Consider the following 23,504-nt stretch of genomic DNA (forward strand, 5'->3'; position numbering starts at 1 on the left):
ACCGTGAAACAGATGAGCGCCAATGATAGTGAGCTTCCGCTCGCGAAAGTAGGTCAACGCCAGACAACCCATACCAAAAGCCCCGTTCAGCTCACGCTGAACGGGGCTTTTGCCTTTGTAGAGGAAAATTACGTTAACTTGAAAAAAAAGGGATCCACCGAGATGCCAGGTTTTTGCCTGTGTTAGAATCGAAAGTGGCGGGTCTCCCCGCATTGCAGGGTGGTGAATCTGGTCAGGTCCGGAAGGAAGCAGCCACAGCTACTTACTGCAAGTGCCGGGGGTTAGGCTCGCCACTTTCATTTTCTGCATTGGTGTGGAGCGCATGAGTTATCAGGTTCTTGCGCGCAAGTGGCGGCCGCGCAATTTTTCTACGCTAGTTGGGCAGGAACATGTCGTTCGTGCGCTGACGCATGCGCTCTCTGAGCGGCGCTTGCACCACGCCTATCTTTTCACGGGTACTCGAGGGGTTGGGAAGACAACCATCGCGCGGATTTTGGCGAAGTCGCTAAATTGCGAAGCCGGGATCACTGCTACGCCGTGTGGTGTCTGTTCTGCTTGTCAAGAGATCGACAGCGGTAGATTTGTCGATTTGCTAGAGGTGGATGCGGCCACCAACACCAGGGTTGACGAGATGCGACAGCTCCTTGAGAACGCTGTCTACGCGCCTACCCGTGGCCGCTTCAAGGTTTATGTGATTGACGAAGTTCACATGCTCTCCAATTCAGCGTTCAATGCGATGCTGAAGACTCTTGAAGAGCCTCCAGAACATGTCAAATTCATTCTGGCGACGACCGATCCACAAAAAATTCCAGTGACGGTTCTTTCCCGTTGTCTGCAATTCAATTTGAAGCAGATGCCTGCGCTGGCTATAACCAAGCATTTAAGCCAAATTTTGCAGGCAGAGGAAATTCCTTTCGAGGCCCCGGCTTTGACGCTAGTTGCACGTTCTGCATCCGGGAGCATGCGTGATGCCCTTTCCTTACTGGATCAGGCAATTGCTCATGGTGCGGGGAGGGTCGAAGAGGTTCAGGTGCGAAGCATGCTGGGTACTGTCGATCAGGATTATCTGTTCAGTATTCTTGACGCGCTGCAGGGCGGTGATGCATCCACTTTGCTGCAGGTGGCTGCAGACCTTGGAGTGCGCAGCCTTTCATTTTCTTCAGCTTTGCAGGAGCTGGGGGCATTGCTGACGCGTTTGCAGGTGGCTCAATGTGTTCCCGCAGCAATAGATGATGACGATCCAGATAGAGGCAGGCTGCTCCGGTTGGCGGCAGCGTTTTCGCCAGAGTTCGTACAATTGGCCTATCAAATCGTAAATGTCGGCCGAAATGAGCTGTCGACCGCGCCGGATGAATATGCGGGTTTCGTGATGACCTTGCTCAGGTTGCACACCTTTCGCCCAAGCACCGTTGCTGACGTGCTTGTAGCTGTGACGCAGAAGACCAGACCGGTGGTCAGCGCCCAGCCGTTACTCGTTGGTGCGCCTGGCGGCGCCCTTCGGGGCGAGCCAGTAGCGGCTGCACAATCGGCCGCGAAGCCGTTGGCATCCGGGGAAGCTGATTGGCATCAGATTGTGGCATCGCTCCCATTGTCCGGGTTGGCCAGGGAGTTGGCGCAAAATTGTGAACTGAGGCGACTTGGCGAAGCTGAGTGCTTGTTGAGACTATCGCCATCCCAGGCACATCTGCAAATGAAGCCTGGACCTGACAAACTGCAGCAGGCTTTGAGTGAACATTTTGGCCGCTCCATGAAGGTGCGTTTTGAGCTGGCTCAAAACGAATTGGATACCCCCGCCGAAACAGTAGGGCGTCAACGCCAAGAGCGACAGGATCATGCTGTAGCATCAATTGCTCAGGATACTTTTATACGTGATGCAATCGAATCCCTCGATGCATCGATTGTTGAATCATCCATTAAACCTATTGCGTAACGGAGAGTGACGATGATGAAGGGTGGCTTGGCTGGCCTGATGAAACAGGCACAGGCGATGCAGGAAAACATGAAAAAAGCCCAGGAACAACTTGCCCAGACCGAGATCGAGGGCGTTGCCGGGGCCGGCATGGTCAAGGTTGTAATGACAGGTGCGCATGAAGTACGCAGAGTCAGTATTGATCCGTCAGTGATGGATGACCGGGAAATGCTCGAGGATCTGATAGCCGCGGCGATGAACGATGCTGTTCGCCGAGGCGAAGCATTAAGTCAAGACAAGATGTCAGGCTTTACTTCGGGCCTAAACCTGCCGCCTGGCTTCAAGCTGCCCTTTTGATTTGTGAATCCATCGGGGCTTGATTCGCTGATTGAATCGTTGCGTTGCCTGCCTGGTGTTGGGCCAAAGTCAGCTCAACGTATGGCATATCACCTGTTGCAGCATGACAGGAAGGGCGCTCAGCATTTGGGGGAGGCGCTGCAACATGCTTTGCAGTCAATTCGACATTGTCGGCGCTGCAATACATTTACCGAGGCGGAGATCTGTGATCGCTGCGCATCGCCACGGCGCGATGGAAGTTTGCTGTGCGTTGTTGAAACACCGGTTGACATGAATATGATGGAGCAGACTCAGAGTTATCAGGGGCTCTATTACGTGCTGATGGGCAAAATATCCCCCCTTGATGGTGTCGGGCCAAAAGATATCGGGCTGGATCGTCTCGTGGCCAGAGCGCTTGACGGCGTTGTTCGGGAGGTGATTTTGGCGACGAACTACACCAACGAGGGAGAGGCGACAGCCCATTACATCACGGCCATGCTTGGCTCCAAAGGAGTCCGGGTGACCAGGATTGCCCGCGGCGTACCCGTGGGTGGCGAGCTCGAATATGTCGATAGTGGCACCCTGGCGCAGGCATTTCGCGAGCGCAAGGCTTGTGGTGGGTGATATCCGGCTTTTATCGGGCCGTCCGATATCGTATAATTTAGCGTTTAATTTTTATCCCATCTAATTCCGTTAGGGGTCAGCGTAATGAGCAATCAAGGAAAAATGGACTGCGGACGGCGACGTCTGGTCGTTGCGACCGCAGCCGTGGGCGGGGCGGGCGCGGTTGCCGCACTCGTGCCGTTCGTATCCAGCTTGCTTCCGTCCGAACGTGCCAAGGCTGCAGGCGCACCGGTCGAAGTGGATATCAGCAAGCTCGAGCCGGGTCAGATGATGACCGTCGAGTGGCGTGGCAAGCCGGTGTGGATCATCAACCGCACCAAGGAGATGATGGATACGCTGCCCAAGCTGGCTGATGCGGTCGCTGATCCCAAGTCCGAGAAAAACCAGCAACCAGCTTATGCACAGAACGATACGCGTTCTATCAAGCCCGAAATCATGGTTGTTGTCGGCATCTGTACCCACCTTGGTTGCTCGCCTTCCCAGAAATTCAAGGCCGGCACCGAAGAGGGGATGCCTGATGGTTGGCTGGGCGGCTTCCTGTGTCCTTGCCATGGTTCGACCTTCGACTTTGCCGGTCGTGTTTACAAGTCGAAGCCTGCCCCGACCAATCTAGAAGTGCCGCCGCACGTGTATCTCGCCGATACCCGTATCATGATCGGCGAAGACAAGAAGGGAGCATAAGAAATGGCTGCAGGCAATTTCGAAAAATACAAATCAGACGGCTCACTGGCCGGTAACGCTCTGGAATGGGTTGATGCCCGTTTCCCGGCGACTTCCATGTGGAAGGGCCACCTGTCTGAGTACTACGCCCCGAAGAACTTCAACTTCTGGTATTTCTTCGGCTCTCTGGCGCTGCTGGTTCTGGTTATCCAGATCGTTACCGGCATCTTCCTGGTTATGCACTACAAGCCGGATGCCGCGCTCAACGCCAATGGCGTGCCAATTGCATTTGCTTCGGTCGAGTACATCATGCGCGATGTATCGGGTGGCTGGCTGATCCGCTACATGCACTCGACGGGTGCTTCTGCCTTCTTCATCGTGGTCTATATGCACATGTTCCGTGGTCTGCTCTACGGTTCATATCGCAAGCCACGGGAGTTGACTTGGCTGTTTGGTGTGGGCATTTTCCTTTGCCTGATGGGTGAAGCCTTCTTCGGCTACCTGCTGCCATGGGGTCAGATGTCTTATTGGGGCGCTCAGGTTATTGTCAATCTGTTCTCGGCGATTCCTGTCATCGGTGGCGATCTGTCGCTGCTTATTCGCGGCGACTTCGTCGTTGGCGATGCTACGCTGAACCGCTTCTTCTCCTTCCATGTGATCGCCTTCCCGCTCGTTCTGATCGGTCTGGTTGCGGCTCACGTCTTGGCTCTGCACGAAACCGGTTCGAACAATCCGGATGGTGTCGAGATCAAGGCCAACTTGGACGCCAACGGTCATCCTGTCGACGGCATCCCGTTCCACCCGTACTACACGGTCAAGGACATCGTCGGCGTCGTCGTCTTCCTGATGGTATTTTCGGCTGTGATGTTCTGGGCACCGGAAGGTGGCGGCTACTTCCTGGAAACGCCGAACTTCTATCCGGCAGACCCGCTGAAGACCCCGCCGCACATCGCGCCGGTCTGGTACTTCACCCCGTTCTACTCGATCTTGCGTGCGGTTACCTATCCGCTGTTCGGTCTTGATGCGAAGTTCTGGGGTGTGGTTGCCATGGGTGCTTCGGTGGTGATCTTCGCCTTCCTGCCCTGGCTCGATCGTAGCCCGGTCAAGTCGATCCGTTACCGTGGTCCGATCTACAAGACGCTACTGACCATCTTCGTCATCTGCTTCTTCGTTCTTGGTTATCTGGGCACGCTGTCCCCGTCGCCGATGGGCGAACTGGTATCGCAGGTTTGTTCGGTGTTCTACTTCGGTTTCTTCCTCGCCATGCCGTGGTGGTCGCGGATGGACAAGTTCAAGCCGGTCCCCGACCGTGTGACGTTCAAGTGAGAGGATGACAAAAATGAAAAAATTCCTTATCGCCTTGCTCTTCGCGCCGATCATGGCATTTGCCAGCGGTAGCACCGCCCATATCGACAAGTGGCCTGGTTCGGTCAGCGACAAAGCAGCGTTGCAGAATGGTGCCAAGCTGTTCGTCAATTACTGCATGAACTGTCACGGTGCTTCCTATATGCGCTACAAGAACCTGCTGGATCTCGGTCTGACCGAGCAACAGGTCAAGGAAAACCTGATGTTCACGTCCGACAAGATCGGTGAACTGATGCGTGTTGCAGCCCGTTCCGACGAGCAGAAACAGTGGTTCGGTGCTACACCTCCGGATCTGACCATCATTGCCCGGGCCCGTGGCGAAGCCGGTAACGCCGGTGCCGGTGCGGACTGGCTCTACACTTATCTGCGTTCCTTCTATCGTGATGCTAACCGTCCGACAGGCTGGAACAACACGGTGTTCGAGAACGTCGGCATGCCGCATATCCTGTACGGCCTGCAAGGCCAGCAAGTGATGAATCACGAAACGCACAAGCTGGAACTGGCTGTCCCGGGTTCGATGGCGCCGGCCGAATTCGACAAGTCGGTTTCCGATCTGGTCGGCTTCATGGTCTGGATGGGCGAACCGCAGCAAGAATATCGCCGCACTCTGGGCTGGTTCGTTCTGGCCTTCCTGGCAGTTCTCTTTGTTGTCGCCTACGCGCTCAAGAAGGAATACTGGAAAGACATTCACTGATCCTTCCTGGATCAGCTAACGGCATCGCGGGTTTGGCTCTGGCCGGCCCCCGATGCCGAATCTCATTTTGAGGGTTACCACAAATGATGAACCTCTACTCGGGCACCACCTGCCCCTTTAGTCACCGTTGCCGTATTGTCCTGTTCGAAAAGGGCATGGATTTTCAGGTCATCGACGTCGACATGTTCAACAAGCCGGAAGAAATGGCGGCGATCAATCCACACAATCGTGTGCCGGTTCTGGTCGAACGTGATCTGGTCCTGTTCGAGCCGAACATCATCAACGAATACATCGACGAGCGTTTTCCGCATCCGCAACTGATGCCGGCCGACCCGATCATGCGCGCCCGCGCCCGCCAGTTGCTGGTCGGCATGGAGCGCGAAATCTTTTCGTTCATGGAAGTGATCGAGAAGAATGGCAAGACCGCCGACAAGGCGCGTCAGGAAATCAAGGCTCGTCTGACTGAAATCGTGCCGATCTTCAACAAGCAGAAATTCATGCTGGGCGACGAGTTCTCGATGCTCGACGTGGCCATTGCGCCGTTGCTCTGGCGTTTGGACCACTACGGAATCGACCTCGGCAAGGCGGCTGCGCCGCTAATGAAGTACGCTGAGCGCATTTTCAGCCGTCAGGGTTTCATCGACGCGCTGACGCCGTCCGAAAAGGCAATGCGCAAGTAGGCATGGAACTTCCGTCTACCAAGCCCTACCTGCTCCGCGCCATCTGGGAGTGGTGCTGTGACAACGGTTTCACTCCGCACATAGCGGTCGAGGTCGATGAACGTACCCGCGTACCGCGCGAGTTTGTTCGCGATGGCCAGATTGTGCTTAATCTGGGGCCTGATGCGACCAAAAAATTGCTGATTGGAAACGATTTTATCGATTTCCAGGCCCGTTTTGGTGGTGTTGCCCGCGACCTGTCTGTGCCGGTCGAGCGTGTTTCCGCAATTTACGCACGCGAAAATGGAGCCGGAATGGCTTTTGAGGTTGACGGTGCGGAGGATGAAGGGACTGCTGAATTCATCGATGCCGGCGAAGCTGCAGTGGAGCCCGAAGAGCCGCCGCCCGAGCCGCCACGCCCAGAAGCAGGGCGTCCCTGGTTGCAACGCATCAAATAGGGACGCTGGCTGCGGTTGACGCACTAAAAAGGGGAAATTCCACAAATGGATTTCCCCTTTTGTCATGCAAGTCCATGATTTTTCAACTTGGCATAGCTGTTGCTCAAGCCAAGCCGGAAGGAAAATCATGCGAACTGAAGTCAAGTCTACCTGTTGCTACTGCGGAGTTGGTTGTGGCGTACTCATCGAAACCGAGAACGGTGCGATCACCGGATTAAGGGGCGATCCTGAGCACCCGGCCAATCGCGGCCGTTTGTGTACCAAGGGTGCGACGCTGAATCAGACCGTCAATCCGACATATCGCCTGCAATTCCCCGAAAAACGAGGAAGCCGCGGTGGGATCGGGCAACGCCTTGGCTGGGAGGGCGCACTTGATGAGGCAGCCGAGCGTTTCGCCGCGACCATTAAGCAATATGGCCCCGATTCGGTTGCCTTCTACATTTCTGGCCAGTTGCTGACCGAGGACTATTACGTCTTCAACAAGCTGGCCAAGGGGCTGATTGGCACCAACAATGTCGATACCAATTCACGCCTCTGCATGTCCTCGGCCGTTGCCGGTTACAAGCAGACGCTGGGCGCCGATGCACCGCCATGCAGCTATGCCGACATCCAGCAGGCCAAGGTGATTTTTATCACCGGGGCCAATCCCGCTATCGCGCACCCTATTGTTTTTCGCTACATCGAAGATGCCAAGGCGGCCAACCCTGATCTCAAGATCATCGTCGCCGACCCGCGTCGCACCGAAAGCGCGGAGATCGCCGATCTTCATTTGCCGATCAAGCCAGGCAGCGACATTGCGCTGTTCAACGGCATGCTGCATGTGCTCATCGCTGAGGGCCTGGTCGATCAGGATTATGTCGAAGCCCACACCAGCGGTTTCGAGGCGTTGGCAGACATCGTCAAAAATTACTCGCCGGACAAGGTTGCCGACCTCTGTGGCGTCCCGGCCGAGGCCATTGTTCAGGCGGCCCGCTGGTTCGGCGCCAGCGACGCCTCGCTGTCGCTCTACTGCCAGGGGCTGAATCAGTCGGCTCACGGCACGTACAACAACGCAGGGATCATCCACCTGCACCTGGCAACAGGCCAGATCGGCAAACCGGGGGCCGGGCCGTTCTCGCTGACCGGGCAGCCGAATGCCATGGGCGGACGCGAGGTGGGCGGCTTGGCCAACCTGCTGTCGGCCCATCGTGATTTGGGAAACCCGGAGCATCGGGCTGAAGTCGCGCGTTTGTGGGGAGTTTCTGATGTGCCGGCAAAGCCCGGCAAGTCTGCGGTCGACCTTTTCAAAGCACTCAAAACCGGAGAAATAAAGGCCGTCTGGATCGCCTGTACCAACCCGGCCCAGTCGCTGCCCAATCAGGCCGCCGTACGCGAGGCGCTGCAGGCGGCTGAATATGTCGTATTGCAGGAAACCTACGGCAATACCGACACCGCCGATTACGCCGATTTGCTGCTGCCAGCCAGCGGCTGGGGTGAAAAGCATGGCACGGTGACCAATTCTGAACGCTGCATCACGCGCATCCAGCCAGCTATTCAGGCGGCCGGTGAGGCGCGCCACGACTGGGAGATCGTTGTCGATTTCGCCCGCCGTCTGGGCCAGAAGCTGGGCAATGCCGACGCCGGGCGCTTGTTCCCCTACGCCAGCCCCGAAGATATCTTCAACGAGCACCGCGAAAGCACGCGCGGGCGCGATCTCGACATCACCGGCTTGTCCTATGCCTTGCTCGAAGCGCAGGGGCCGCAGCAATGGCCGTATCCCGAGGGGGCTATTGCCGGCAAGGTACGGCTCTACGAGGACGGTCGTTTCCCGACACCAGATGGCAAGGCGCGCTTTCTTGCCATCGAACATCAGCCAACGGCCGAACTGACGACGCCCGAGCTGCCGATCAGCCTGCTTTCCGGTCGCATGCGCGACCAATGGCACGGCATGAGCCGGACCGGCACCGTGCCGCGCCTGTTCAACCTCGAAGACGAACCGCTGCTCGCCATGCATCCGTGCGACATGCGGCACCGCGGGCTGGAGTCGGGCGATCTGGCCAAGGTGAGCAACGGTCGTGGCGAGATGCTTGTCCGGGTGGCCGAGCGTCCCGGTCTCGTCAAGGGCCGGGCCTGGATGCCGATGCACTGGGGCAACCAGTTCATGAACACGCCGGGCGCCAATGCGCTGGCCTCCGATGCCATCGACCCCTATTCGCAGCAGCCCGAGCTGAAGCATGCTGCCGTGCAGATCATCAAGGCCGAGCTGTCCTACCCGCTCGCCGTGGTCCGCCGCTGCGCCAGCCAATCCGAGGCCCTGGAGCTGCTCCAGCGGGCCCGAGGTGCCCTGGCTGACTTCCCGTATGCCAACGTCGGACTCTATGGCCGGACGACGCCGCTGGTCGTCTTCCGCGGTGCCTGTGCCGGGCCGGCGGCCGAGGCCAAGATCCTCGCGCTCGATCGTCTCTTCGGCCTCGATGGCGAGGAGGGGGCAATTCTCTATGCTGACGCCAAGCGCCATATCAGCAAGAAGGCCATTGCCCAGCAAGGCCGCCTGCTTGGCGTCCGGCTGGCCGGCGAGACACAGGCCCAGGCGTGGCTGAGGCAGGCGATGGCCGAGGATGAACTGGATGTCAGCCTGATTCGCTTCGCTCTGGCGCCGTCGGCCAAGCCGCCGGTGAGCATGGTGGCACGCAACATCGTCTGCAAATGCGCTGATGTCAGCGATGTGCAGATTCACCAGGAACTGGGGAGCGGGGCCGATTTGCCGCAACTCCAGAAAAACCTCAAATGCGGAACGTTTTGCGGTTCATGTGTGCCCGATATCAAGCGCATGGTGGCAGAGCATTCCCCCAGAATCGCAGCTGCGGCCTGACCGCAACCGGAGGAGACAGTGAGCTACGGACAATTCATCAAGGAGATCGGACGCGGTGCCCAGGGTGCGCGTGATCTGCCGCGCGACGATGCGCAGCAGATTTACGCGGCGATGCTCGACGGCGGCGTGCCGGATCTCGAAATGGGCGCAATCATCCTTGGCCTGCGCGTCAAGGGTGAATCGCTCGACGAAATGCTTGGTTTCATGGACGCCACCGCCGAGCGCACCCACCGTCTCGACATGCCACATGGCCGCGTTCGCCCGGTTGCCCTGCCAACCTACAACGGGGGCCGCAAGGAAGCCAACCTGACGCCGCTGCTCGCCCTGCTGCTCCAGCGCTTTGGCGTGCCGGTCGTGGTCCATGGCCTGTTGGAGGGCTTTGGCCGCGTAACCACGGCGCACATTTTCCGCGAGCTGGGCATCATGCCCGTCGCCTCGACGACGCAGGCGCAGATTGCTCTCGAAGAGAAAGGACTGGCCTTCCTGCCGCTTAACGCCATGTGCCCGGGCATCCACAACCTGCTCGGGCTGCGCAGCCGCCTCGGCGTACGCAACAGCGCGCACAGCCTGGTCAAGCTGATCAACCCCTTCCACGGCGATGCCGTTCTGGTGGCGCCAGCGACGCATCCCGAATTTATTGATCTGATGCGCGACATCCTCCTTGCCCGTGGCGACCGTGCATTGCTGCTGCGTGGCACCGAGGGCGAGCCCTTTGCCAATCCGAAGCGCCGGCCTCGCCTTGAGTTCATCCACGATGGCGGGGTCGATACCCTGTTCGAGGCCGAGCACGAGAGCCTGCGCGCCTTGCCCAATCTGCCGGAAGCCAACGATGCGGTGAGCACGGCGAAATGGATTCGACGCATTCTCGACAAGCAGGCCCCGCTGCCCAAGCCGATTGCCAACCAGCTGGCCTGCCTGCTCTACGCCAGCGGTTATGCCGAGGATTTCAACCAGGCCAAGGCCATCGTCGCCGTTGAAGCGACCGGTCTGATCATCGGCGGCAACTGATCTGAATCTGCACCGCTCTGGAACCGCTTGCCCCGCCTTGGTGCGCGATTGCCACGGTCAACCGGAAAAAAAGCCGAAAAATCAAAAGCCTGATCAGCTGGCACACTGATTGCAAGAAGATCAATAGTTACAGCGAATCAACCGCCAACGTCGGCGGTTCGATGGCAACGACGTCATGCGCTGAAGTAAATTTTGCACCCCCGGGTGCGCGCAACGTTGGAGTCAACCATGAGCACAACCGCTGTCAAACCTCGTCTCGTCCTGATCGGCAACGGCATGGCCGGTGTCCGCACCGTCGAAGAGCTGCTGAAGATCAAGCCGGATCACTACGACATCACGATCTTCGGCGCCGAGCCGCACCCGAACTACAACCGTATCCTGCTTTCCCCGGTTCTCGCCGGTGAAATGACCATCTCCGAGATCGTCCTCAACGAACTCAACTGGTACAAGGAAAAAGGCATCACGCTGCACACCGGCAAGCAGATCAGCAAGATCGACCGGGTCAAGCGCAAGGTCATCGCCGACGACGGCACGGAAGTGGAATACGACCGCCTGCTCATCGCCACCGGCTCGACGCCCTTCATGCTGCCTATTCCCGGCAACGATCTGCCCGGCGTCATCGGTTACCGCGACATCAAGGACACCGACGAGATGATCGAAACTGCCCGCCTGCACAAGCACGCGGTGGTTATCGGTGGCGGCCTGCTCGGCCTCGAAGCGGCCAACGGACTCAAGCTGCGCGGCATGGATGTCACCGTCGTGCACCTCGGGCCGTGGCTGCTCGAGCGTCAGCTCGACGAAGTGGCGGCCAAAATGCTGCAGAAGTCGCTCGAAGACAAGGGCCTCAAATTCCTGCTGCAAAAGCAGACGGAAATGCTCGTCCAGGGCGAGTCCGGCCGCGTCGCCGCCGTGCGCTTCAAGGACGGCATGACCATCCCGGCCGACCTCGTCGTCATGGCTGCCGGCATCCGCCCCAACTACGCGCTGGCCGAGAAATCGGGCATCTACTGCAACCGCGGCATCGTGGTGAACGACACGATGCAGACCTACGACCCGAAGGTGTACGCCGTCGGTGAGTGCGTCACCCACCGCGGTATCGCCTACGGCCTCGTCGCGCCGCTCTTCGAGCAAGCGAAGGTTGCTGCCAACCATCTCGCCGGCTACGGCATAGGCCGCTACACCGGCTCGGTGACATCGACCAAGCTCAAGGTGACCGGCATCGACCTGTTCTCGGCCGGCGACTACATGGGCGGCGAGGGCACCGAGGAAATCCTGCTCAACGACCCGCACGGTGGCGTCTACAAAAAGCTGGTCCTCAAGGATAACAAGCTGGTCGGCGGCGTCATGTACGGCGACACGGCCGATGGCCCGTGGTATTTCCAGCTGCTCAAGGATGGCCGCGACATCCACGACATCCGCGATTCGCTGATTTTTGGCCAGTCACTGGTCGGCGACGTCGGCCATGCCGGCAACAGCAAGGCCGCCTCGATGGCCGACAGCGCCGAAGTTTGCGGCTGCAACGGCATCACCAAGGGGGTCATCGTCCAGGCCATCAAGGCCAAGGGACTGTTCACGCTGGATGAGGTCAAGAAGCACACCAAGGCAGCGTCTTCCTGCGGTTCCTGTGCCGGCCTGGTCGAACAGATTCTTGCTTCGACCATCGGCGGCGCCTACACCCCGGCCGCTTCCGACAAGAAGCCAATGTGCGGCTGTACCGAGCACTCGCACGACAAGGTTCGCAAACTCATCCGCGACGAGCACCTGACGAACAAGGAAACTGTCTTTGCCGAACTCGGCTGGACGACGCCGAACGGTTGCGACAAGTGCCGCCCGGCCATCAACTACTACCTGATCTCGACCTGGCCGCATGAGGCGAAGGACGATCCGCAGTCGCGCTTCATCAACGAGCGTGCCCACGCCAACATCCAGAAGGACGGCACCTACTCGGTCGTGCCACGCATGTGGGGTGGCCTGACCAACCCCAAGGAACTGCGCGCCATCGCCGATGCGGCTGAAAAATACAACGTGCCGACGGTGAAAGTGACTGGCGGCCAGCGTATCGACCTGCTCGGCATCAAGAAGGAAGACCTGCCCGGCATCTGGGCCGATCTCAACGCCGCCGGCATGGTCTCCGGCCACGCCTACGGCAAGTCGATCCGCACCGTCAAAACCTGCGTCGGCATGGAACACTGCAGGTTCGGCACGCAACTGGCGATGTCGATGGGCGTCAAACTCGAAAAGATGCTGTTCGACATGTACGCCCCGCACAAGGTCAAGCTCGCCGTTTCCGGTTGCCCGCGCAACTGCGCCGAAGCTGGCATCAAGGACGTCGGCGTGATCGGTGTCGATTCCGGCTACGAACTCTACGTCGGCGGCAACGGCGGCATCAAGACCGAAGTCGCCCAGTTCCTGTGCAAGGTGAAGAGTGATGAGGAGGTCATGGAATATTCCGGCGCCTTCCTCCAGCTCTACCGCCTCGAAGGCTGGTACCTCGAGCGCACCTGCCACTGGCTGGAACGCGTCGGCCTGGATTACGTGAAAGGCAAGATCGTCGAGGATGAAGAAGGCCGCAAGGCGCTCTACGCGTCGCTGCTTGACTCGCTGAAGGACGCCAAGGACCCGTGGGCAACGTCCCGCGAAGAAGGCCCCGTCAAGCAATTCATCCCCATCATGGTCGAAGCCTGAAAACCGAGGACAGAAAAATGAGCAACTGGAAACTGATCTGCAAACTGGAAGACATCCCGCAACTGGGCTCGCGCGTCGTGCATTGGGAAGAACGCGGCAAGATCGCCGTTTTCCGCACCTCCGACGACGAAGTCTTCGCCATGCACGACAAATGCCCGCACAAGGGCGGCCCGCTGTCGCAAGGCATCGTGCACGGTAAACGCGTGACCTGCCCGCTGCATGGCTGGAACATCGGTCTCGAAGATGGCCAGGCTGTCGCGCCCGATGTCGGCGGCTGCAAGAAGTTCGAAGTCAAGGTCGAGAACGGCCAGGTCTTCATGGCCGCTTGAGCGGCCTGTGCATGAACAGGGCCGGCAGCGTCGCCGGCCCGGCAAATCCCAATGGTGGGATTCAGCTTCCCTGGCCAAGAGAGCGCGCCGGGGGGGCTTCCAAAACAAACCTATATCCCACGAGGAAACCACCATGGCCTATCTGGCTCCCACCGAATTCGTCACGAAAATGATTGACGCTGGCGAATCAAAAATCTTCATGTCCACCCGCGATACCCTGATCCGCTCCTACATGGCCGGCGCCATCCTGGCGCTTGCTGCTGCCTTTGCTGTCACCGTCACCGTGCAGACCGGTCAGCCGCTGGTTGGCGCCATGCTCTTCCCGGTCGGCTTCATCCTGCTTTACCTGCTGGGTTTCGATCTGCTCACCGGCGTTTTCACGCTGTGCCCGCTGGCGCTGATCGACAAGCGTCCGGGCGTCACCGTCGGCGGCATCCTGCGCAACTGGGGGCTGGTCTTCGTCGGCAACTTCGCCGGCGCGCTGACCGTGGCGATCATGATGGCCATCATCTGGACTTTCGGGTTCACCGAGGCACCCAATGCCGTCGCCCAGAAGATCGGCACCATCGGCGAAGGCCGTACCGTCGGCTATGCCGCGCACGGCGCCGCCGGCATGCTGACGCTGTTCATCCGCGGCGTGCTGTGCAACTGGATGGTGTCCACCGGCGTCGTCTGCGCCATGATCTGCACCAATGTGACCGGCAAGGTGGTCGCCATGTGGATGCCGATCATGGTCTTCTTCTACATGGGTTTCGAGCACTCGATCGTCAACATGTTTCTCTTTCCGTCCGGTCTCATGCTCGGCGGCAACTTCTCGATCTACGATTACATGGTGTGGAACGAAATTCCGACCGTGCTCGGTAATCTGGTCGGCGGCATCGCCTTCGTCGGTCTGACCCTGTACTCGACCCACGTGCGCACCGCCCCGAAGCGTAACGCCTACTGATCGGCCCGGAATTGCAGCGCAGCTCCCGGCGACAGCCGGGGGCTGATTTCAATTTTGGCCGGAATTTCCGGTTGACCGTAGCAGAAGCAAGGGGCGCCATGAGCCGTCATCTGAAAGTCGCCATCGGGCAGTACTCCGACCGGGGGCGCAAGGAACTCAACCAGGATTTCCACGGCGTCGCCATTCCCAGAGAGCCGCAACTGTCGGCCAAGGGCATCGCCATCGCGCTGGCCGATGGCATCTCGAGCAGCGCGGTCAGCCAGGAGGCCGCGCAGTCGGCGGTGACCGGCTTTCTCGAAGACTACTACTGCACATCCGATGCCTGGTCGGTCCGCAAGTCCGGCCAGCACGTGCTCAGCGCCACCAACTCCTGGCTGCATTCGCAGACCCAGCAAAGCCATCACCGCTACGACCGCGAGCGCGGCTACGTGTGCACCTTCAGCGCCATCGTCATCAAGTCCACGACGGCGCATCTCTTCCACGTCGGCGATGCCCGCATCTACCGCCTGCGCGGCAGCGAGCTGACCCAGCTAACCGAGGACCACCGGGTCCAGGTCTCATCGGCCCAGAGCTATCTGGCCCGCGCCCTTGGTATGGATCGCAATGTCGATATCGACTACGACGCGCAGCAACTCGCCGTCGGCGACCTGCTGCTGCTCGCCACCGACGGCGTCTATGAATACGTCGACGCCGCCTGCATTGGCAGCGCCATCGCCGGCAGCCCCGATCTCGATGCGGCCGCCCGGGTCATCACCGAAGCCGCCCTGCAGCGCGGCAGTCCCGACAACCTGACCATCCAGCTCGTGCGTATCGATGTCCTCCCTGATCCCGAAGCCAACGAAGTCTACCGCCAGCTTGCCGACCTGCCATGCCCGCCCTTGCTCGACGCCCGGGCCGAGTTCGAGGGCTACCAGATCGTCCGTGTCATCAAGCACAGCGCCCGCAGCCACATCTACCTCGCGGTCGACCGAGAAACCGGCGAACGGGTCGTGATCAAGACGCCATCGACCGACATGCAGGCCAACCCGGCCGCCCTCGAACGGTTCCTGCTCGAAGAGTGGATCGCCCGTCGCATCAACAGCGCCCACGTCCTCAAACCCTGCGCCCACACCCGCCAACGCCAGTCCATCTACGTCGTCACTGAATACATCGAAGGGCAGACGCTGACGCAATGGATGATCGACAACCCGCGGCCGGAACTGGCCGTCGTGCGCGGTCTCCTCGAACAAATCGCCAAGGGCCTGCAGGCTTTCCACCGGCTGGAAATGGTCTATCAGGACCTCAAGCCGGACAACATCATGATCGACACCACGGGCACCGTGAAAATCATCGATTTCGGCGCCACCCGGGTTGCCGGCATCGAGGAAATCACCACCGCCGTTGAACAGATCAACCTGCTCGGCGCCGCCCTCTACGCCGCGCCCGAATACTTCCTCGGCGAGCCGGGCAGCGCCCGTTCCGATTTCTACTCGCTCGGCGTCATCGCCTACCAGATGCTGTCCGGCGGCTTCCCCTTCGGCACGGAAGTCCCCAAGTCGCGCACCAGATCGGCGCAGAAGAAACTGGCCTACAAAAGCGTGCTCAGCGAAGAACGCGAAATCCCCGCCTGGATCGACGACGCCATCCGCAAAGCCGTCGAACCCGACCCCTTCGCCCGCTACGAAGAGCTTTCCGAGTTCATCTACGACCTGCACCACCCGAACCGGATTTTCCTCAACAAGACCAAACCGCCGCTCATAGAACGCAACCCGGTGATTTTCTGGAAAAGCGTTTCCTTCATGTTGATGCTGGCGCTCATGGTCGTCAGCGTCGTCCGTTTTCACTGACCCGGGGAGCCTCCCCGCAGCCATCTCAAGGACACCCCCAGCCAATGTTTTTTTCAGGTCGTCGAAAAATAAATCGTCTGCTCGGCGCCGAGCTCGGCATCAGCGAGCCGGAAGAAGTGCACATCATGCTGATTCCGCATCTTCATCTATCGCACTTGCTGGCCAGCGGCGAATGGAACAACCTCCATGTCGCGTCGGTTGCCGGCGTATTCAACGTTGCCCTGGCGCTGGCCTATATCAACAAGGACAGGCGGTCGATCAATTTCTACAGCGGCATTCAGGACCTGCTGCTGGCCATCGCTAATGGCCAGGTCTTTGGCGATGCCGAGAAGCGGCGTCTGCGGATGGTGTTTTCCGAGGCCGACAAATACGTTTGCGCCCAGCGCAAGACAGACATCCTGACGGCCATCCGCATGGTCGAGTACCAGATTCAGCACGCCCCGCCCGAGACCGATATTCGTCCCGACGTGGCGTAAGGCGGCATCTCATTGCGCCATGGTTGGCGCAAAATCGATTGCTACGGTCAACCGGAAAAAACGGCTAAAAATGAAATGCCCCCTTCCTGCGTTCGCTATCGAACAGAGCCGATAATTGGTAGAGAATATGTTGGCGGTATTCGCAGTTTCTTCCTACTGAGCGGGGCATGCCATGTTGGGACGCAGACAGTTTGTTGTGGGCGCGGGCGCGTTGGCGGTTGCGGCGCCTTTGCTGGTCGGCTGTTCGTCCGGCCCGCGGGTTGAGGACGCGGCTCGCCGTCTTCGTCGCCCGGAGGCGGTGAGTACCAGCGACCGAACGCTGCTGCTCGGCGAACTTGTGCGCCATGCCACGCTGGCGCCATCGAGCCACAACACCCAGTGCTGGAAGTTTCGTGTTCAGGAAGGCTTGATCACCATCGCGCCGGACCTCGCGCGGCGCTGCCCGGCGGTCGATCCGGATGACCATCACCTGTTCGTTTCGCTGGGCTGTGCCACCGAAAACCTGGCGCAAGCTGCCTTGGCCAACGGGCTGCAGGCCGGCGCCAGCTTCGATCCGGCCGTGGATGGCACGGTGGCGGTGCGCCTGGAAGCGACCAAGGCCCATGCCTCTTCGCTGTTTCAGGCGATTGCCGAGCGGCAGTGCACCCGTGGCGACTACGATGGCCGGCCAGTGTCTTCCGCCGAGCTTCGCTTGCTTGAACAGGCCGGCAGCGGCAATGGGGTGCGCGTGCTGCTGCTGACGGAGCGGTCGGCGATGGAGACGGTTCTCGAATACGTGGTAGCCGCCAACACGGCGCAAATAGATGATCCGGCCTTCGTCGAGGAACTGAAAATGTGGATTCGCTTCAGCAATGACGAAGCCATCCGGACTGGCGACGGCCTGTTCGCCGGCGCCACGGGCAACCCGGCCGTGCCGCGCTGGCTGGGCAGCCGGATGATGGGACTGTTCTTCACGGCCAAATCCGAAAACGAGCGTTACGCCCGGCAAATTCGCAACTCGGCTGGCATCGCCGTCTTCGTTTCGGAGGTCAGCGACAAGGCTCATTGGGTGGAAACCGGCCGCTGCTATGAACGCTTCGCCTTGCAGGCGACGGCGCTGGGCATTCGCAATGCGTTGCTCAACCAACCGGTCGAGGTGGCAGTGCTTCGGCCGCAGTTCGCCGCTGCCATCGGTCTGGGCGAACTGCGCCCTGATCTGGTCGTGCGTTTTGGCCGCGGCCCGCTCATGCCCCTGTCCATGCGCCGACCGGTTCAATCCGTGCTGGTCTGATCCGGAAGAAGAATGACATCAATCCTGTGGCTTGGCCTGGCGCTCGCCGCGATCGCCGCTTTCGCCATCGCCCTGAACGCCTACGGCGCGGCGCGCTGGGCGGATTCGACGCGCCGGCTTCTCGCTCGCCTTGAAGACAGCCGTGCGCCGGCAACTGCTACGCGCTACGACGCAGCTGAGCTCGAAGGCCTGCCGGCGCCGGTACAGCATTACTTTCGCGCCGTGCTGAGCGATGGTCAGCCGATCATCGCCGCCGTCACCTTCGAGATGGCGGGCAGCTTCAATTTGTCGGCAACGGGCGAGCAATGGAAAGCGTTTACCTCGCGGCAACACGTCATCATTCGTCGCCCCGGCTTCGTCTGGGACGCCCGGATTGCGATGCTGCCGGGATTGACGGTGCGCGTGGTGGACAGCTACATCGCCGGCCAGGGCCTGCTGCGTGCCGCGATCCTGGGTTTGTTCAAGGTGGCTGATCTGAGTGGTGACGGCGAGATTGCCCGCGGCGAGTTCATGCGCTTCTTCGCTGAAGCAGTGTGGTACCCGACCGCCCTGCTGCCCAGCCAGGGCGTGCGCTGGGCGGCGGTCGACGAGCATTCGGCCAACGCCACCATGGCGGACGGCCGGCTCACGCTGACCCTGCTGTTCAGGTTCAATGAAGAAGGCCTGATCGACTCGTTCCGCGCCGAGGCGAGGGGCGGCATGGTGGGCAAGGAAATGGTCATGGCTCCCTGGGAAGGAAACTTCTCGGATTACCGGACGCGCGACGGCATGCGCGTGCCGACCACGGGCGAGGTGGCATGGCTGCGCCTCGACGGGCGTAAGCCGTATTTCCGCGGCAGGCTCACCGCGTTGAGCTGCGAGTTCTCGCCGTAAGAGCCTGTCGCCGAGACTGCTACGGTCAACCGGAAATTTCGGCCAAAATTGAAATGATAGTCGTCCGGCGGGGCTTCGCTTAAGCTCCATTTCCCTCTCGCAACCATGCCTCTGCAGCCATGAGCAACGCCAAGTCCACTACGCCGGTTCCATCGAAAATGCCCCGAGGCATCTGGATGCTCGGTTTCGTCAGCCTGCTCATGGATGTTTCTTCCGAAATGATCCACAGCCTGCTGCCGCTGTTCATGGTCGGCACGCTGGGGGCGAGCGCGCTGGTGGTTGGCGTCATCGAGGGGCTGGCCGAGGCGACGGCGCTGATCGTCAAGGTGTTTTCCGGGGCGCTCAGCGATTACCTTGGCAAGCGCAAGGGGCTGGCGGTGTTTGGCTATGCGCTGGGGGCGCTGACCAAGCCGGTGTTTGCGCTGGCCTCGAGTACCGGCCTCGTCTTCGCTGCCCGCCTGGCGGATCGCATTGGCAAGGGGATTCGCGGGGCGCCGCGCGATGCGCTGGTGGCTGACATCGCGCCGCCGGAATTGCGTGGGGCGGCGTTCGGTTTGCGCCAGTCGCTTGATACGGTTGGTGCCTTTGTCGGGCCGTTGCTGGCCGTCGGTTTGATGTTGCTGTGGCACGATGATTTTCGCGCCGTCTTCTGGGTGGCGGTGATTCCCGGCCTGCTTGCCGTGGCTGTGTTGATCTTCGGCGTGCATGAGCCGGCTCGGCCGGCGCAGACGGCGCGGCGCAATCCGATTACGCGGGCCAATCTGCGGCGGCTCGGTTCGCCCTACTGGTGGGTGGTGGCGGTCGGCGGGCTGTTTACGCTGGCCCGCTTCAGCGAGGCATTTCTCGTGCTGAGGGCTGAGCAGGGGGGTATGGCGCTGGCGCTGATTCCGCTGGTCATGGTCGCCATGAACGTCGTTTATTCGCTGTCGGCCTACCCGTTCGGCAAGCTGTCTGATCGCGTCAGCCATACCAAATTGCTGGCGATCGGCCTGCTCGTTCTGATCGCCGCTGATCTGGTGTTGGCGAGCAGTGCGCACTGGGCCGTCGTGCTTGGTGGCGTGGCGCTGTGGGGCGTGCATCTCGGCATGACGCAGGGGCTGCTGGCGACGATGGTGGCCGATACGGCGCCGGCCGATTTGCGCGGCACGGCTTTCGGGTTCTTCAACCTGCTCAGCGGCGTCGCCATGTTGCTGGCCAGCGTCTGCGCCGGCTTGCTGTGGGATGTCTATGGCGCTGCATTCACCTTCTACGCCGGGGCCGTTTTCTGTCTGCTCACCTTGCTGCTGCTGGCCTGGCGCCGAAAGCCGGGGTGACTCGTTTTTCGCGCCTTACCCCCAAATACCGGATTCCACGGTCAACCGGAATAAACGCCCAAAAATGAAATGCTTCGGCCAGGGCTTTTCCTGTGTTCCAGCAATCAGCTTCTGGGCGCGGCCAGCCATTTGGCCAGCGTCTGGTAGAGAATTTCCGGGACGACGGGCTTGGCGATGAAGTCGCTCATGCCCGCGCTGATGCAGCGTTCCCGATCTTCATCGAAGGCGTTGGCGGTCATGGCGATAATCGGTGTCCACGCCCTTTCCGGCATCTTGCGGATGATGGCGGTGGCCTCCAGACCGCCCATGACCGGCATCTGCATGTCCATCAGGATCAACGCGTAATTCACGCTGGCCGCCTTGGCCACCCCCTGCCGGCCATTTTCGGCGATTTCGACATACAGGCCGGTCTCTTTCAGCAGTTCGCAGGCCAATTCCTGGTTGATCGGGTCGTCCTCGACGAGCAGGATTCGCGCCCCGGCATGGTGGCGCTCGATGACTTTTTCCGGGGGCGACGGCATGGCTGGCGTTTCATGAGCCATCTCGTCACCCGCTTCAAGGCGCGCCGTAAACCAGAAGGTGCTGCCGACGCCAACCTCGCTCTCGAAGCCAGTCTCGCCACCCATCAGTTGGGCCAGTCGCTGGGTTATCGCCAGACCAAGTCCGGTGCCGCCATATTTGCGCGTGGTTGACGAGTCGACCTGCTTGAAGGCCTGGAACAGTTCCTTCCGGCTTTCGCGGGGAATCCCGATGCCGCTGTCTTCGACTTCGAAGCGGATCAGCAGTTGGGCTCCCTGCCGCTCGAGCAGGCGGGCGCGCAGCGTGATGCCGCCCTGGTCGGTAAATTTGACGGCATTGCTGGCGAAGTTGAGCAAGGCCTGGCGCAGTCGGGTCGAGTCTCCGCGCAGCATGGCGGGCACTGTGCCGTAGTCGACCGTGACGGTCAGCCCCTTGGCGCTGGCCGATTCGGCAATGATTGAATGGACGTGATCGATGACGCTGCTGAGCGGGAAACTGGCTTGTTCGAGGATCAGTTGTCCGGCTTCGATTTTCGAAACGTCAAGAATGTCATTGATGATCGAGAGCAGGTGTTTGCCGGCACCTTCGATCTTTTCCAGGCGGTCCGTTTGTTCCGGCAGCAAGGGCGTCTTGCCCAGCAAATAGGTGTAGCCGAGGATGGCATTCATCGGCGTCCGGATTTCATGGCTCATATTGGCCAAAAAGGAGCTCTTTGCCACGTTGGCCGCATCGGCCAGTTCCTTGGCTTCCTTCAGTGCCGCTTCCGCCGCCTTTTGCGCCGAGATGTCGGTAAAGGTGGCGATCATGCCCTCGTCAATCAACTGGCCGCCGATGAGCAAGGTCAATTCCCGGCCATCCTTGCTGTGGACTCGATACTCCAGACTTTCCAGGGTGCCCGCAGTAGCGCTGGCCCGTTCGATGGCGGACTGCCAGGTTTCCTTTACCCAGTCGCGATAGACCGGATCGGGATAGGCGCGCAGCCACCAGGTTTCGAGGTTGGGAATCTCATCGCTTTGATAGCCGAACAAATCAACGAAACGCTGATTGACCAGGGTGATTTCCTCGCCCCGGACATAGGAAAGCGCCACCGGTGCGGCCTCGAAGAGGGTACGGAAATGCTTGTCACGCTCAGCGAGGAGCGAAGCTTCCCTGGCTTCCAGCAGCGCCTGTTCGGCTTCCCGGCGCGGGGTGATGTCGCGGGACAGTACCATGGCATGGAAGGAGCCATCGGCTTCCGGTGCCTTGCGTGTTGCCGAGAGCTCGAACCAGTGCTTCTTGCCGCCGAGTTCCAGGCAAATAGTCCTGCCGTAGTCGCTGCCGTGCTCGATGGCCCCGGCTATCGCCGCCTTGGCCATGGGCGCTGCATCGGGCGGCAAGACCTCGTCGACCCGCTTGCCGATCATGTTTTCCTTCGGGCTGGCGAGTAGCGTCTCCTGATTGGCAAAGACGTCGATGTAACGTCCGTCGGCATCCAGTTCGAAGAGCAGGTCGGGGATCGCCTGCAGCGTCGCGGCAAGGTTTTCCTGGGCTTTCTGGGTTACCTGATGCGCCTCGTGCAATTCCGCCAGGGCTTGCTTGAGCGTCGATGTCTTGGCCGCTACCTGGCGGCGCAATGTCAGGTTCCAGGCCAGCAGCACGGTGCCAAGCAGCAGCGTGGCCAGAACGCCCCAGCCCAGATAACGACCGTAGGCTCCGAGATCGAGCGGCGTGCCGAACCATTTTTTTCGAAGAGCGGCCTCTTCATCGGCGCTGATCGCCTGCATGCCTTGCTCGATCACCTTGAGCGTTTCGATATTGCCCTTGCGGACGGCCCGGTGGAACTGGCCCTGATACAGCACGAATGCCTTGAGAAAGGTGTTCTCGGCTTTGGCCTTGTAGAGATAGAAATTTGCGGGATGCTCGTCGAGACAGAAAACCTTGACCTCGAGACGCTGGGCGGCACCGATCAACTCGGCATAATTCCGGTAAATGAGCAGATTGGTAATACCGCTCTCCGCCAGCTTGTCGATGCACGCATCGCCCGCCTGGACCCCGACCTGAAAGCCGTGAAGTGTCGACACGCCGCTGATGCCGGTGATCGAGGCGTGGTTGAAGATGGCAACCGGGAGGTCGGCGTAGGGCGCCGAGAAGTCATATAAAGGCTCGCGAGGTGGCGTGCGAAAGATCATGTCGATGACCTCGGCCCGGCCATCCTTGACCATTTGCTGCGCTTCGGCCCAGTTTGTTGCGGTCAACCGGATTTTTACGCCATTTTTCTTTTCCCAGAGTTTCCAGTAGTCGACCAGATAGCCCTCGGGTTCGCCTGCCGAGTTGCGGAAAAGATAGGGCGGGTAGTTGTCATCAGTGACAACATGAAGAGTGCGGGGGGCGCTTTCGGCGCCGTTGCTTGCCGCCAATATCGGGATTGACCAGAGGGCGCTCGACAAAAAGCAGAGAAAAATGGTCAGGTGCCATGAGCGGATTTGACGATTCAGTGATCCTGGCATTTTTCCCCTGTCCGCGCCCCGTCCATGGGGCATCTCTCGAATTTCGTTCATCCTAGCCCAAGCACTCGCAAAGTGCACGATGCGGTTTTCCTGACTTGCCTTTTTATCGATTTTCCGGGTTGCCATTCATGGTTTTGGCGATGTCCGGGGAACCCTGCAGTTAAGATACTGCCCTACCCGCGGCGGCCGGTTCCGGCCGCCAGACTGAACAAACGGA

20 protein-coding genes and 1 other RNA gene are annotated in these 23,504 nt (G+C 60.1%); 20 read left to right on the forward strand and 1 reads right to left on the reverse strand.

Annotated features, from left to right (window positions below; translation table 11 throughout):
- The 20 genes from WBK19_RS12270 to WBK19_RS12365 all read left to right on the forward strand — a co-directional run.
- Window positions 1-186 (forward strand): hypothetical protein (locus WBK19_RS12270; protein ID WP_511290100.1); only part of this gene is annotated, 186 nt, incomplete at its 5' end.
- 10 nt (window positions 187-196) lie between these two features.
- An RNA gene (ffs, locus tag WBK19_RS12275) (signal recognition particle sRNA small type) lies at window positions 197-295 on the forward strand.
- A 27-nt stretch (window positions 296-322) separates the two neighbouring features.
- A complete protein-coding gene (dnaX, locus tag WBK19_RS12280; protein ID WP_511290102.1) occupies window positions 323-1,930 on the forward strand; it encodes a DNA polymerase III subunit gamma/tau in 1,608 nt (535 codons plus the stop codon).
- 12 nt (window positions 1,931-1,942) lie between these two features.
- On the forward strand, window positions 1,943-2,266 hold the full coding sequence (locus WBK19_RS12285; RefSeq protein WP_511290104.1) for a YbaB/EbfC family nucleoid-associated protein: 324 nt from the start codon (window positions 1,943-1,945) through the stop codon (window positions 2,264-2,266).
- A 3-nt stretch (window positions 2,267-2,269) separates the two neighbouring features.
- Window positions 2,270-2,869: a recombination mediator RecR gene (gene recR / locus WBK19_RS12290; protein WP_511290106.1), complete on the forward strand. Its 600-nt coding sequence runs from the start codon at window positions 2,270-2,272 to the stop codon at window positions 2,867-2,869.
- 84 nt (window positions 2,870-2,953) lie between these two features.
- Entirely contained in the window at window positions 2,954-3,550 is a 597-nt protein-coding gene (gene petA / locus WBK19_RS12295) for a ubiquinol-cytochrome c reductase iron-sulfur subunit (RefSeq protein WP_226404052.1), read from the forward strand.
- 3 nt (window positions 3,551-3,553) lie between these two features.
- Entirely contained in the window at window positions 3,554-4,855 is a 1,302-nt protein-coding gene (locus WBK19_RS12300) for a cytochrome b (protein ID WP_511290108.1), read from the forward strand.
- A gap of 13 nt (window positions 4,856-4,868) precedes the next feature.
- A complete protein-coding gene (locus tag WBK19_RS12305; RefSeq protein ID WP_511290110.1) occupies window positions 4,869-5,588 on the forward strand; it encodes a cytochrome c1 in 720 nt (239 codons plus the stop codon).
- An 83-nt stretch (window positions 5,589-5,671) separates the two neighbouring features.
- Entirely contained in the window at window positions 5,672-6,268 is a 597-nt protein-coding gene (locus WBK19_RS12310; RefSeq protein WP_011286577.1) for a glutathione S-transferase N-terminal domain-containing protein, read from the forward strand.
- Between the two features lie 2 nt (window positions 6,269-6,270).
- Entirely contained in the window at window positions 6,271-6,705 is a 435-nt protein-coding gene (locus tag WBK19_RS12315; RefSeq protein ID WP_511290112.1) for a ClpXP protease specificity-enhancing factor, read from the forward strand.
- A gap of 127 nt (window positions 6,706-6,832) precedes the next feature.
- Window positions 6,833-9,556, forward strand: coding sequence for a nitrate reductase (locus WBK19_RS12320; protein WP_511290114.1), 2,724 nt, complete (start codon window positions 6,833-6,835; stop codon window positions 9,554-9,556).
- Window positions 9,557-9,574: 18 nt separating this feature from the next.
- Entirely contained in the window at window positions 9,575-10,564 is a 990-nt protein-coding gene (gene ybiB, locus WBK19_RS12325) for a DNA-binding protein YbiB (RefSeq protein WP_511290116.1), read from the forward strand.
- Window positions 10,565-10,792: 228 nt separating this feature from the next.
- The gene (gene nirB, locus WBK19_RS12330; RefSeq protein WP_511290118.1) at window positions 10,793-13,249 is read left to right on the forward strand and encodes a nitrite reductase large subunit NirB; all 2,457 of its coding nucleotides are present in this window, start codon (window positions 10,793-10,795) and stop codon (window positions 13,247-13,249) included.
- 17 nt (window positions 13,250-13,266) lie between these two features.
- Complete coding sequence (nirD, locus tag WBK19_RS12335) at window positions 13,267-13,578, forward strand: nitrite reductase small subunit NirD (protein ID WP_511290120.1); 312 nt, start codon at window positions 13,267-13,269, stop codon at window positions 13,576-13,578.
- A gap of 133 nt (window positions 13,579-13,711) precedes the next feature.
- Window positions 13,712-14,524 (forward strand): formate/nitrite transporter family protein, encoded by an 813-nt coding sequence (locus WBK19_RS12340; protein ID WP_511290122.1) that lies wholly within the window; start codon window positions 13,712-13,714, stop codon window positions 14,522-14,524.
- Between the two features lie 98 nt (window positions 14,525-14,622).
- Window positions 14,623-16,350, forward strand: coding sequence for a bifunctional protein-serine/threonine kinase/phosphatase (locus WBK19_RS12345; RefSeq protein WP_511290124.1), 1,728 nt, complete (start codon window positions 14,623-14,625; stop codon window positions 16,348-16,350).
- Window positions 16,351-16,394: 44 nt separating this feature from the next.
- Window positions 16,395-16,826, forward strand: a complete 432-nt coding sequence (locus tag WBK19_RS12350; RefSeq protein WP_511290126.1) for a hypothetical protein — start codon at window positions 16,395-16,397, stop codon at window positions 16,824-16,826.
- Window positions 16,827-16,998: 172 nt separating this feature from the next.
- A complete protein-coding gene (locus WBK19_RS12355; RefSeq protein ID WP_511290128.1) occupies window positions 16,999-18,096 on the forward strand; it encodes an Acg family FMN-binding oxidoreductase in 1,098 nt (365 codons plus the stop codon).
- A 12-nt stretch (window positions 18,097-18,108) separates the two neighbouring features.
- Window positions 18,109-18,969, forward strand: a complete 861-nt coding sequence (locus WBK19_RS12360) for a DUF6920 family protein (RefSeq protein WP_511290130.1) — start codon at window positions 18,109-18,111, stop codon at window positions 18,967-18,969.
- A 119-nt stretch (window positions 18,970-19,088) separates the two neighbouring features.
- The gene (locus WBK19_RS12365; protein WP_511290132.1) at window positions 19,089-20,282 is read left to right on the forward strand and encodes an MFS transporter; all 1,194 of its coding nucleotides are present in this window, start codon (window positions 19,089-19,091) and stop codon (window positions 20,280-20,282) included.
- Between the two features lie 104 nt (window positions 20,283-20,386).
- Here WBK19_RS12365 and WBK19_RS12370 read toward each other — a convergent pair whose 3' ends face one another.
- Entirely contained in the window at window positions 20,387-23,287 is a 2,901-nt protein-coding gene (locus WBK19_RS12370) for an ATP-binding protein (RefSeq protein ID WP_511290134.1), read from the reverse strand.
- Between the last annotated feature and the right edge of the window lie 217 nt (window positions 23,288-23,504).

The organism is Azonexus sp., assembly GCF_049652925.1.
Classification (GTDB): Bacteria; Pseudomonadota; Gammaproteobacteria; order Burkholderiales; family Rhodocyclaceae; genus Azonexus.

Excerpts from the sequence above, each read along its gene's own strand:
- WBK19_RS12345 (WP_511290124.1), top strand. The coding sequence starts at position 14,623 with ATGAGCCGTCATCTGAAAGTCGCCATCGGGCAGTACTCCGACCGGGGG.
- WBK19_RS12315 (WP_511290112.1), top strand. The coding sequence starts at position 6,271 with ATGGAACTTCCGTCTACCAAGCCCTACCTGCTCCGCGCCATCTGGGAG.
- WBK19_RS12300 (WP_511290108.1), top strand. The coding sequence starts at position 3,554 with ATGGCTGCAGGCAATTTCGAAAAATACAAATCAGACGGCTCACTGGCC.
- WBK19_RS12320 (WP_511290114.1), top strand. The coding sequence starts at position 6,833 with ATGCGAACTGAAGTCAAGTCTACCTGTTGCTACTGCGGAGTTGGTTGT.
- WBK19_RS12365 (WP_511290132.1), top strand. The coding sequence starts at position 19,089 with ATGAGCAACGCCAAGTCCACTACGCCGGTTCCATCGAAAATGCCCCGA.
- WBK19_RS12355 (WP_511290128.1), top strand. The coding sequence starts at position 16,999 with ATGTTGGGACGCAGACAGTTTGTTGTGGGCGCGGGCGCGTTGGCGGTT.
- WBK19_RS12370 (WP_511290134.1), bottom strand. The coding sequence starts at position 23,287 with ATGCCAGGATCACTGAATCGTCAAATCCGCTCATGGCACCTGACCATT.
- WBK19_RS12340 (WP_511290122.1), top strand. The coding sequence starts at position 13,712 with ATGGCCTATCTGGCTCCCACCGAATTCGTCACGAAAATGATTGACGCT.
- WBK19_RS12285 (WP_511290104.1), top strand. The coding sequence starts at position 1,943 with ATGATGAAGGGTGGCTTGGCTGGCCTGATGAAACAGGCACAGGCGATG.
- WBK19_RS12305 (WP_511290110.1), top strand. The coding sequence starts at position 4,869 with ATGAAAAAATTCCTTATCGCCTTGCTCTTCGCGCCGATCATGGCATTT.
- nirB (WP_511290118.1), top strand. The coding sequence starts at position 10,793 with ATGAGCACAACCGCTGTCAAACCTCGTCTCGTCCTGATCGGCAACGGC.
- petA (WP_226404052.1), top strand. The coding sequence starts at position 2,954 with ATGAGCAATCAAGGAAAAATGGACTGCGGACGGCGACGTCTGGTCGTT.
- nirD (WP_511290120.1), top strand. The coding sequence starts at position 13,267 with ATGAGCAACTGGAAACTGATCTGCAAACTGGAAGACATCCCGCAACTG.
- WBK19_RS12360 (WP_511290130.1), top strand. The coding sequence starts at position 18,109 with ATGACATCAATCCTGTGGCTTGGCCTGGCGCTCGCCGCGATCGCCGCT.
- WBK19_RS12350 (WP_511290126.1), top strand. The coding sequence starts at position 16,395 with ATGTTTTTTTCAGGTCGTCGAAAAATAAATCGTCTGCTCGGCGCCGAG.
- WBK19_RS12310 (WP_011286577.1), top strand. The coding sequence starts at position 5,672 with ATGATGAACCTCTACTCGGGCACCACCTGCCCCTTTAGTCACCGTTGC.
- dnaX (WP_511290102.1), top strand. The coding sequence starts at position 323 with ATGAGTTATCAGGTTCTTGCGCGCAAGTGGCGGCCGCGCAATTTTTCT.